Here is an 11,521-nt window from a genome sequence, read left to right as displayed (position 1 = left end):
TGCATGGGGACTAATCAAAAAACTAACGGCGGCTCGCTTGTTTGCGTAGTTCAAAATCAAACTCGTCAGGAAACAATACGACCCCTTCTTCATTTTGATTTGGGAATACAACAATCGATAGCTCGTCATCCTCTAGACCAGAGGTCCAACGGCTGTGCCACTTGTTTAAAGAGATCGCTTCTGGCTCGCAATCTTCCCAATCACCATTCGCCCATTGCAAAGCAAACTCTTCGTTTGGCCATACTGGTACACAATCATCATCTTCTGTATTTAACATGACACAGCCATGTTCGTCTTTCAGAATCCAAACCTTACGATTCGCCACAATCTCTTTTACGCAGTACTTTAAACGTTGCTCTTCATTGTAGCGATTAATGGTATCCATCTGCTCTTGGGTCAGTTGCTCAGACATATTCGTCTCCTATTTCCCATAGAAAAATGCCCGCAGCTAGGCGGGCATTTAAAGTATATGCTAGAAAATTAAGCTAGCTCAGTTTGAAGCCAAGGCCAACCTTGCTTCTTACGGCTTAGCGTGTTTTCCATCATTAGCATGCCGTCTTTTTCGTGCTTAACAAGCTTCTCAGCCCACTCACCTTTGTATAGAAGACGAGTTTGAGCAGTCGTGATGTCTGTTAGCATTACAGCAGCGAACGCTAGGTTATCTTTCTCACAACGAGATTCTAGGTCTGCTTCTAGTGCTTCGATCATACCGTCAACTTGCTCAAGAGTTGCAAGTTCAACCTGACCAACCACTACGTCACGACCGTTGAATGGGTAACCTTTAAGGTCTTTCTCAACAAGCTCAGCCGCAGATAGACCTTCGATGTTTGTCTTAGCAATTAGAAGATCTTTAGTGAATGCGTCAACATCTTGTACGTCTGCGATTACCGCTAGCTCAGCAACGGCATCTTTGTCTTTTTGTGTACAAGTTGGAGAAGCGAAGCCTACTGTGTCAGATAGAATTGCTGACATCATTAGCTTAGCGATTTGTGGAGTAATCGCGTGACCTTCAATCTTGAACATGTTGAATAGAACAGTGTTGGTACAACCAACAGGCCAGATCCATGCTTCCATTGGGTTTACTGTCATCACGTCACCTAGGCGGTGGTGGTCAACAATACCCGCAATTTCAGCTTCTGCGATATCGTCTGGTGCTTGTGCTAGATCTGAGTAATCTACTAGCCAAACGGTCTCACCCGCAACTGATGTGCGAAGCTCAGGAACTTCAGCGCCAGCAACTTCTAGGATGTGCTGAGTTTCACGGTTGATTTCGCCTTGGCGAATTGGCATAGCTTCAACACCACGCGCTTTTAGAAGTTCAGTTGCAACGAGTGCACTACAAATACTGTCACTGTCTGGGTTCTTATGACCTACAACTAGAATCATGTTTCTTCCTATTCAAGTCAATTTTATACGCCGCCTAATACAGTTAATTAGGGCGTGTTTGCTCACAAAGGCCGATACTTTACCTGATTTCAGAGAGTTTGACACGAAGAAAAGTTCACAATGCTATTGCGAATAAATCTCATTTACATATAATGATAATTATTCCTATTTGCATTTGAGTAAACGATGAACGCGACCCAATTATTACACTCTGCACAACAGTTGTTTCAGCCTACTCAGTTTCGTTTAGCTTATAAGCGATTGCTGATCCCTATCGTCATGCTCATTTTGCTAGGCAATGAAAATACACGTGACGTTGCCGTACAGACGCTATCCGACTCATTCTGGGCGGTGTCATGCTATGTTGCTGCCACATTGGCTATTTATCATTATCTTTCAAACTTTATGTCGAAAACCAATCGAATTACCGAGCTATACCATCGCTCGCGTAATCATCAGGTTTTCTTTGCTTCTTTATTGGGCGCATTGCCTGGCTGTGGTGGCGCTATTGTTGTGACAACGCAATTTATTAGTGGCCGAGTGGGATTTGGTGCGATTGTCGCGGTACTTACTTCAACAATGGGTGACGCTGCCTTTTTACTTCTTGCCGCCAAGCCAAGTGTAGGATTAGGCGTGGTTGGATTAGGCATTATCGTGGGTACTCTTTCAGGACTGGTCGTTAATGCTTTTCATGCTGATAACTTTCTGCGACCAGAACCAAAAGAAGCACCTCAGACACATGCTTGTTGCCAACACCAGACAGACCGACACACACCTCTTGAACAACGTGCAATCAATCTACAAGGCGCATTTTGGAAATGGCTTATTGTGCCTGCTAGTGTCGTTGCTGTGTTAATGTCTTTCCAAATCGATATTAATCAGCTGTTGTCTTTGCAGACCAATACCATTGAATGGCTAGGCGCTATCTTCGCGGTGATCACAATGTCGTTGTGGGCGATGACAAAAGAGCTCGGCGATTATCAGTCAACAGTCTCTGAAGATGAAAAAATTGTGGACTCGCACCCAATTCAAAAAGCGGCTCAAGACACAAACTTCGTCAGTGCTTGGGTGATCGTGGCGTTTCTGGCGTTTGAACTGACGACCTATTTTTCTGGACTCGACCTTGTAGAAACCTTTTCTCATTGGGGAATTTGGATGCCATTAGCTGGCCTAGCCATTGGTATGTTGCCTGGTTGTGGACCGCAAATTTTAGTCACTAGCCTATACATTTCTGGTGCAGCGCCACTTTCTGCGCAACTGGCCAATGCGATTTCTAACGATGGTGACGCCCTATTCCCCGCTATTGCAATGGCACCGAAAGCTGCTTTGGTCGCGACTATTTACTCGTCCATTCCTGCGTTTATTGTTGGATACGGGTATTACTTTTTATTCGAGTTCTAACGCTCAGGGCATCAAACGAGAAAGGAGCCGCAATAGGCTCCTTTCTTGTTCTTAGTATTGGGCGATTTACTTCACGTTATGCTGTAACGATCGCTTTCGCATTGAGCCCTTTATCCACGCTCACCATTAACAACTGGCAAGGTTCTTGGTTTAGCTTTTCCCCTGTCCAGTAATCATACCAGTCCACCGGTTGATCAGACGTCAGCGTAAATTCCATCGCTCCGTAACTCGCATAATTAAACAAACAATGGAGGTCATTCTTCGTCGTTAGTTTTAAAAACGCGTGATTTAAACTCAAAGCGGTAAACTTTGCAGATTGTTGGTTACGTTGTTGACGTAACATGAGCTTAGACAGTGTCTTCTTAGCAAACGGCGTAATCTCAGGGAGCGGGTCACCAGACAGCAGCAAACCACCACTCGCTAATAACACCGTGCGATGAAATTCATACTCTTCTCTGGATGCGGCTTGGTTAGCTAGTGAAGTGAATGTCGCGCAATCCGGGTCAATTTGCCACAGTTTTCGGTGCTGCCAACTACGGTAAAAGGTTTCTCTGGCTATCTGCTCGAATCGATGACTATGACGCTCTACATCGTCAGAAACACGCATTGCATCCACAAGCCCCAGAGATGGCCACATTGGCGCGTTGCAACCTAAAAGCCACGCATCACCAGCGCCTTTGGCAATCGCTTCCATTCCTAAGCGATACGCCTCAACGCCTGTAATACCTGATTGTTTACGAACACCTTTTAAGGTGCCCCAATAGTTCGCGTCTAGCTTGAACAACTCAACGCCCCACTCTTGTCTCATGACAGAGACTACATGCGTCAGATGGTCTTGCACTTCTGGATTTGAGGTATCGAGTATGTACCAAGGCGTGCATCGCCAACCACCATATGTGACATCTTCTGCTTTAAGTAAGCCACCACCCTTGTGGCGAACAAACCAATCTGGATGCTGTTTGAAGATCTCCGACTCAGGTTGAGCAATAAAGGGCGCCATCCAAATCGCCGGCTTTTTGCCTTTTGCACGGATGTTATGAATGAGCTCTTTTACGCCACCAGAAAACTTATCTGATGGGGTTAACCAATCGCCCATAAAGGCTTGATAGCCATCATCCAGAAGTACCCACTCTAGGTCTTCGAGCTTATCTTGCATGCAATCTACGTTCTGCATGATGTTTTGCTCTGTCACGTCTGCGTAGTACGCGTACCACGAACACCAACCAACAGGCGCATCTTGTGTCACACCTTGGCGAACAGGATGATGCTCTGCAATCATCTCGCCATAGGTTTGATAAAGCTCGGACAGTGATTGACCGCAGAGTACCGCCACGGACTCAAGTTGATTACTTTCCCAATCCGCCACTTGAGTCAACTCACCATCAATTGCGGCTGATAAAACCCAATGCCCATCACGCAGCACAACATCAAAATAGCCTGCAAAGCGATGACATGATGTGAAGCCAAATAATGTGTAGCCCGCTGAACCTTCCACCACTAAATAGTTGTAATAACGCTTAGGGGCATCTTTAGGGTAGATTCGATAAGAAGGATTATTGTCTGGGCAGCGACCAATATCAACGGGGTGATTGATCGTTCCCGCCGTTTGCGCCAACATTTGAAAACCATCCCCAATTACGTTGGCCTCGTGCTCGTACAAAAACGGCATTTCGAGCAACACTTCACGGTCGGTAAAGGTTTTATTGTGGAGACCAGCAAAAGAAAAATGTAATTGATTACCCTCGACTTCAACTTGGAAGTCATTGTTATTCACAGTGATCTCAGTGTGATTTGCTAATTGAATGCTCTGAGCCATAAAGGGTCTACTCACTTAATTATTATTGTTTAGCTTGGCGCATTATCTCCTGCTTGTCTCACCCAATTCGTTACCATCATCACGAATACCAGTCTCGTTTAACGTTATGAAGTTACTATTGAGACAACGCTCACTGAAATTTTGATAAAAAAATACCAGCCCTGAGGCTGGTATTTCGATTTATGCAAACTGCACTAATTAAGCAACTTCGATCGGACCACCAAATGAAGTGACTGGCGGCACTTTACCTGTGAACTTCTCGAAGTCTACGATACATGTGTTCGCAGAAGTCGCCTGTGCAAGCTCAGAAGAACCGATGTCTTGCGTTAGCGTGTTAGGATCACCGTAAGTACAGATTGCGCCTTCTTTCTCGTTTAGAGGACCGTACCATGCACCTTCTTCGATACGAATAACGCCACGTGGGTAGCTGTCAGTCAAAACAGCACCGGCTAACAGCTGACCACGACCGTTGAATACACGTACCAAATCACCATCTTTGATACCTTTTGCTTTGGCATCCGCTGGGTTGATGTAAACAGGCTCACGACCTTGCACCGCGTATGTCGCGCGGAACTCTTCAGACTCACACATTTGAGAGTGCAGACGCTTGTCTGGGTGACAAGACTGCAACCAGAATGGGTATTTGTCTGAACCAGGGCCACCGTGTGAACGCTCTGATTTTTCGAACCACATTGGGTGCTCTTGACAGTGTTCGTAACCGTAACGGCCGATCTTACGTGATGTAATCTCGATGAAGCCAGACGGTGTACCTAGAGGGTTAAGCTCAGGGTCTTTACGGAAGTCCGCGTGACGAACCCAAGGTTTACCTTCACCGAAGTCTAGTACGCTCTTCTCCCAGAACTCATTGAATTCTGGCATTTCGAACTTACCTTCGTTCGCTTTCTTACAATCGTTGTATAGGCTTTCGATCCACTCCATCTCGCTCATACCACGAGTGTATTCTTCGCGGCGACCAAAACGCTGAGTTAGTTCACTCATGATTTGGAAGTCAGGCTTAGATTGGAACAATGGATCGACGAGACGATGCATCGCGATCAGACCTTTGTTCGAGTATGAACCGTACACGTCGATGTCGTTACGTTCCCATTGCGTACACGCAGGTAGAACGATGTCAGAGAAACGACATGTTGCAGTCCAAGCAAACTCGATCGTTACAACCGTTTGAAGTTTGCGGAACGCTTTCTTCATGCGGTTACGATCTTGATGGTGGTGCCATGGGTTACAACCCGAGATAACCATCATCTTGAAGTCTGGCAGTTTCACTTTACCGCCGTTGTAGTTGATCTCTTTGCCAGGTTCTAGCAGACAGTCGATCCAACGTGCAACTGGGATAGTACGACTGTAACCGTTAAAGTCGTTGTTGTCCCACTTCGGTTTCATACCTTGGTCAAGGTTACGAGGGAAACCACCAGGGCCCGCGAAACCAGTAGAAGGCACACCGATACTTGAGTAATGGTGACCGTAAGAGATACCACCGCCAGGTAGACCGATTTGACCAACCATTGCAGCAACCACAGCCGCTGCCCAGTATGGCTGCTCACCGTGCTCTTGACGCTGGATACACCAACCCATCAGGATCTGTGTACGACCGCTGACTAGCATGCGTGCGAATTCACGGATCTTGTCCGCTTTCACGCCACAAATCGCTGCTGCCCATTCAGGCGTCTTCTCTACTTTGTCTTTTGTCTTACCTTGAACGTATTGAATGAACTCTTCAAAGCCTAGACAGTAAGTATCAATGAATTTCTTATCGTACAGGTTTTCGTTGTACAACACGTGTGCCACAGCGAGCATGAACGCTACGTCTGTCAGCGGGTTGATGTACAAGTGATCGTTCTCTAAGTAGCGCTGAGTTTTGTTCTTCACTGGGTCTACAGATAGAACGTTGATCTCACCTTTCGCCACTTTTTCTTTTAGTTGTGCAAGGTACTTAAACGACTCATGCGTTTCACAGTTCCAACCTACTTGAAGGTTTTTCACTGGGTCGTTAGCCCAAAGAACGATGTTGTCAGAGTTTTCTAGGATCTCAGACCAAGACGTACCTTGTGCGTACACTTCGGTTGAACCTAGCACGTACGGCATAATGGTTTGACCTGCACCCGTCGAGTAGTCACCTACTTTCGTGATGAAGTTGCCGTGCATACCTACTGCACGTTGCATGTGCGCTGTACAGTTGTTAAATGAACCCGTTTGGTTCCAACCTGTTTGACCTGCATGCAGCGCCCATGGGCCGTAGTCTTTTTGAATACGTTCTAGTTCGCGATAAAACAAATCTAGCGCTTCATCCCAAGTTACTCGGATGAAACGGTTGTTACCGCGAGTATCTGCGCTGTATTTGTGTTTCTTCAACCAATCTAGACGAACCATTGGGTAACGAACACGTGAAGGGCTGTAGATAATACCCTTAATGCCGTTCAACATTTCTGTTGGGTTTTTGTCTAGCTCTAGCGGCTTGATCTCTTGAACTTTACCCGCGTAGATGTGGGCGCGGAACGCGCCCCAGTGAGAACCGGTTACTTTCCAAGTACCTGTCGTCTCAACGGCATTTGCAGAGGCGGACGCCAATAAGCTAGGACCAATTACTGACGCTGCACTTGTGGTTGCTACACCTTTAAGAAAACTTCTTCGTGTAATAGCCATTTAAAATTACTCCAATCCGACGCTTATTAGTGGTGACCTTCAGCATAATCTGAAGAGTGTTTCTGTAGATACTTCAAGATCAGTGCTTCACTGTCTGTATCTAGGTTAACGAACGCCAACATACCGTCGAACATACCTGGCCAGGTGTTCGCGTCGAAGTGCGCTTCCGCAGGTTGAGTGTGACATACAGAACAATTGGTCTTGTAGGCTTCACGAGATTTTTCCCAAACAGGATTGATGTCGTTCAGCATAGACTCTTTCTTAATCCATACTTTCGCCGCTACTTTTTCCCAAGGAAGGCCTGTTAGCTCATCCACTTTTTTCTCACCAGTCGTCACAATGTTGCTGTCTGTTGCTGCTTCTTTCATCAGAGACGCAGTCGCAATGTTCTTACCGAAGTCTTCTTGAATTACACGACCAAAACCTTTTGCTTTGCGCCAACCGTCAATTTCGATCTCAACAAACTCGCCTTTGTCTTCAAGAACTTTAACGGTCGATGCAGGATTAAGAAGACCAGCTTCTTTACTGCCTTGCGCATCAAAGTAAATTGGTAGGTGACGAACGCTCACGAGTTGCTGACCAACGCCGTAATCCGTGTTAGAAGTCATACCCTCTAGATCACCCACGATACCGCCAATGCTGTCCATGCCTGCTGGTAGGTTGTGCGCAATACCCTTGTGACAGTCAACACAGCTTTGATCTTTCTCAGCGGCTTGCTTCATTTGGATACGAGCCGTAGGAGACATTTGCTCGAAATCCATCGATTCGTAGTTGTGACAGTTTTTACACTCCAGAGATTTGTTTGCCGAGAAACGATCCCATTCGTGTTTAGCAAGTTCGATACGACGCTCTTCGAACACACCCGGTTCGTCGTAGTTGCCAAATACTTGTGCAAATACTTCTTTAGAAGCTTGCATCTTACGAGCGATCTTATCTGTCCAGTTATGTGGAACGTGACAATCAGGACAGGTAGCACGAACACCAGAGTGGTTTTTCCAGTGCACCGTTTCTTGTAGCTCAACGTACACGTTGTCACGCATTGTGTGACAACTAATACAGAATTCTTCTGTGTTGGTTGCTTCTAGAGCGGTGTTAAAGCCACCCCAAAAGATAACACCAGCAATAAAGCCGCCCATAGTCAGCACACCTAGGCTGATATGTACAGCTGGGCGCGTCATAGTACGCCACAGTTTAATGATTAATGATTTCATTATTTGCTCTCTTAAAATCTTTTCAAAAGTGTGGTTATGAGCTCACTGGCTTACATGCCGTGCGCGCCTGGAGGCCCAAAGAAGAAGACTTGCAACATCCAAACGATGAACCCGTAGCCGCCAACAAAGGCCACACTCAGAATTGGGAAGAGAACAACTGCAATGAAGAGGAACGACTTCCACTCCAGGGAGCGTTTTTCACCACTCTCAATTTTATTAACATCACTCATACATTTGCCTATTTTGTATCTAGTGTTATTGAAAAGCCCGCGTAACCAAGCTTAAGTTTTTTACAATCTCTAATGGAAAATGTTAGACCATACTAATAGTAGGGTTCAATCAAATAAGCGACCTCAGACCTTGTAATTCAACACTTTTTTGAGCTCATCCAGAGATATGATGGATTGATGTTATTTATTAAAAAACATGAACAGATGTGACAAAATAAGTCTTTTAAGGAGTTGTTAAATAATCAACATTTAAGAAACATCTATCACATTTAAATCGTAATTACCATGCCATAAATCGACTTAAAAACTCCGAAAAAGATAACCGTTTGTAAACAAAATGCTGCGTATTAATGTCTAAAATAGCACTCAAGATTTACTTTAAGAACAGCAAAAAGTGCACGTAGTGGTTCATATAAAGGAGAGGCTTAGATACAATTATTCGCGTACTTTCAAGGAGCGATTATGGATAACGTGGTGGATATAAGCTGGGTCAAACTGGCACTGTTTGGTTTGATTTTATTGGTCCCCTTCTTTATCAATGCCCGCTACAAATTAGGGATAGCAAAAGACACCATAATCAGTGTTATCCGAATGACACTTCAGCTCATATTGATTGGCGTGTATTTAGAATATCTTTTTCAATTAAACAGCTTACTTGTCAATATACTTTGGCTTGCCATCATGCTACTGATTGGTGCCAGCTCAATTGCGGGAAAAGCTCGCTTACCTAAAAAGCCACTTATGCTTCCGCTACTAACGGGCCTTACCTGTGGTCTAATACCACTTCTGATAGCAATTACAGCAGGCTTAGTGCAACCATCCCCTATTTACAATGCGCAGTACATGATCCCACTTGCTGGTATGTTATTGGGTAACAGCTTGAGTAGTAATATCATCGCTCTTCAGAATTTGTTTACGGCTTTTGAGCAGAGACAAGCAGAATATGAGGCTGCAATCTCACTTGGAGCCTCTCCTCGCTACGCATCCTTCCCCTTCATTCAAGAGGCTCTTAGAAAGTCCCTTGCCCCGACTTTAGCTTCTATGGCCACTACAGGACTGGTTACCTTACCGGGTATGATGACCGGTCAAATTCTAGGTGGCGCGAGCCCGATGGTTGCGATTAAATACCAGTTAGTAATTATGCTGGCTATTTTCGTCATGTTGAGTGCCTCCGTAACCATAACGTTAGAAATGACATTGCGCTGGGTACAAACCAAAGAAGGCCGAATCAAGATAAAAATCGAGCAACCCGAATCGACCAAAACTCACGGTTAGTTGGCGCTTGTGGGTAAAGCCCGTTAAACAACTTATGGTGCCAAGTCGAACGTACTCTTCGAGCACTCATCAAGACGCTTTCAGATGAAAAGTCAGGCAGAATTCTTTTTGATATAAGCCTCTAATTTTATGAAATTTTCTTTGCAAGTTTAGATACGCACGACCTTTGATACAGGTTATCCACAGAAAATGTGGATAAGCCCCCAAAACCCATACGCAACCAGAAACATAGCAACATAAGTGATCAATCGAATCGTCATGCATTGATCACGTGACTGACATGTTCTAATTTTATAGTAAAGGCAGTGACCACAAACTTGGAGAGACGTACATGGATGTCTTAATGATCAAAGAAAATTACGATGAACTCCTGTCCGATGCACCTCTGGATTGGCTCGTTCAAGAACCAAAGGAAGTAACTTCTCATTGGCTCCCAACTGATTTTGGCATCAACGAAGAGTTGATTTAGCATGACTCGACTTATTTGACATTTGCAGAGACAAATAAAAAGAAAGGCGAACCATCTGGTTCGCCTTTCTTGTGATCTTCTAAACTTATCGCAAATGGTTATCTTCATCGCGTAGATAAATCATCCAATACCACATGCCAACAAATACGCCACCACCAATAATGTTTCCTATCGTAACAGGAATTAGGTTGTTTACGATGAACCCCATCATGTTTAAGTCCGCGTAGTTTGCAATATCTGCCCCTGTCATTTGCCAAAACGCTTCTGGCGCAAAGTACTTAATACCAATCGCCATAGGTACTTGGAACATGTTCGCAATACAGTGCTCAAAACCTGCCGACACGAACATAGCCACAGGCAAAATCATGACCGCTATTTTATCTGTCAATGTTCGCCCACTAAACGTCATCCAAACTGCAATACAAACTAATACGTTACACATAATGCCAAGCGCAACAGCAGCAAAGAAACCATGATGTAATTTGTGTTGGGAGATCGCCATCGCGTTAAGACCAACTTGGCCATGATCAAACATATATTGCTTGGTAACTAGCATACAGGCCACGAGCAAAATGGCCCCAACCATATTGCCAAAGTAAACCACCAACCAGTTTTTGATAAGTGCTTGCCAAGAGATTTTTCCACTCGCACGCGCAACTAGTGTCAGCACAGAGCTAGTGAAAAGCTCGCCGCCAGTAACCACCACCAAAATCAAACCAAGGCTAAATGCCAGACCACCAATGAGTCGTGTAATGCCCCAAGGCAGCTCGCCTGCGCCTGTCGTTACCGTGGTATAGAAGATGAAAGCAATACCAATATGAAGCCCCGCAGAAATGGCGAGCAGAAAAGATTTGATTGGAGCTTTCGTTGCTTTGCCTACCCCCACTTCAGCCGCGCGTTCCGCAGCTTGTGGCGGTAATAGTGAGTCAAACTGATTAAAGTTCATTCTGGCGTAACATTTAGAAACATTTAAAGAGGCGCGGATAATCGCTCTATTTCCCTATTTTTTCAAGTGCTATTTGGCGTGTTTACTAAAATCGTTGTTATTGGGAGAACAAGCAATAAATGGCGC

10 protein-coding genes are annotated in these 11,521 nt (G+C 45.0%); 3 read left to right on the top strand and 7 right to left on the bottom strand.

Annotated features, from left to right (window positions below):
- Window positions 1-22: 22 nt before the first annotated feature.
- Entirely contained in the window at window positions 23-412 is a 390-nt protein-coding gene (locus tag R7D93_RS08025; protein WP_005378129.1) for a DUF2750 domain-containing protein, read from the bottom strand.
- Window positions 413-480: 68 nt separating this feature from the next.
- Window positions 481-1,386: a manganese-dependent inorganic pyrophosphatase gene (locus R7D93_RS08020; protein ID WP_005387655.1), complete on the bottom strand. Its 906-nt coding sequence runs from the start codon at window positions 1,384-1,386 to the stop codon at window positions 481-483.
- Window positions 1,387-1,572: 186 nt separating this feature from the next.
- Between R7D93_RS08020 and R7D93_RS08015 the strand changes: the two genes are divergently transcribed.
- The gene (locus tag R7D93_RS08015; protein ID WP_171344588.1) at window positions 1,573-2,787 is read left to right on the top strand and encodes a putative manganese transporter; all 1,215 of its coding nucleotides are present in this window, start codon (window positions 1,573-1,575) and stop codon (window positions 2,785-2,787) included.
- A gap of 76 nt (window positions 2,788-2,863) precedes the next feature.
- Here the strand turns inward: R7D93_RS08015 and R7D93_RS08010 are convergent, their stop codons facing one another.
- The 4 genes from R7D93_RS08010 to torE form a co-directional block, all read right to left on the bottom strand.
- Window positions 2,864-4,603 carry a glycoside hydrolase family 36 protein gene (locus R7D93_RS08010; RefSeq protein ID WP_225495550.1) on the bottom strand — a complete coding sequence of 580 codons (1,740 nt, stop codon included), beginning with the start codon at window positions 4,601-4,603 and terminating at the stop codon, window positions 2,864-2,866.
- A gap of 198 nt (window positions 4,604-4,801) precedes the next feature.
- Complete coding sequence (gene torA / locus R7D93_RS08005; RefSeq protein WP_005378138.1) at window positions 4,802-7,264, bottom strand: trimethylamine-N-oxide reductase TorA; 2,463 nt, start codon at window positions 7,262-7,264, stop codon at window positions 4,802-4,804.
- A 26-nt stretch (window positions 7,265-7,290) separates the two neighbouring features.
- On the bottom strand, window positions 7,291-8,475 hold the full coding sequence (torC, locus tag R7D93_RS08000; RefSeq protein WP_005378139.1) for a pentaheme c-type cytochrome TorC: 1,185 nt from the start codon (window positions 8,473-8,475) through the stop codon (window positions 7,291-7,293).
- A gap of 50 nt (window positions 8,476-8,525) precedes the next feature.
- Window positions 8,526-8,705, bottom strand: a complete 180-nt coding sequence (gene torE, locus R7D93_RS07995; protein WP_005378141.1) for a trimethylamine N-oxide reductase system protein TorE — start codon at window positions 8,703-8,705, stop codon at window positions 8,526-8,528.
- Window positions 8,706-9,167: 462 nt separating this feature from the next.
- On the opposite strand from torE, the gene R7D93_RS07990 reads away from it, so the two are divergent.
- Window positions 9,168-9,980, top strand: coding sequence for an ABC transporter permease (locus tag R7D93_RS07990; protein ID WP_047100766.1), 813 nt, complete (start codon window positions 9,168-9,170; stop codon window positions 9,978-9,980).
- A 331-nt stretch (window positions 9,981-10,311) separates the two neighbouring features.
- A complete protein-coding gene (locus tag R7D93_RS07985; RefSeq protein ID WP_005378145.1) occupies window positions 10,312-10,449 on the top strand; it encodes a hypothetical protein in 138 nt (45 codons plus the stop codon).
- 85 nt (window positions 10,450-10,534) lie between these two features.
- On the opposite strand, the gene focA is transcribed toward R7D93_RS07985, so the two are convergent.
- On the bottom strand, window positions 10,535-11,395 hold the full coding sequence (gene focA, locus R7D93_RS07980) for a formate transporter FocA (RefSeq protein ID WP_005378146.1): 861 nt from the start codon (window positions 11,393-11,395) through the stop codon (window positions 10,535-10,537).
- Window positions 11,396-11,521: the final 126 nt, after the last annotated feature.

Source organism: Vibrio sp. YT-15 (assembly GCF_033337445.1).
Taxonomy (GTDB): Bacteria; Pseudomonadota; Gammaproteobacteria; order Enterobacterales; family Vibrionaceae; genus Vibrio; species Vibrio alginolyticus.
This window is presented reverse-complemented; position numbering and strand designations above follow the sequence as displayed.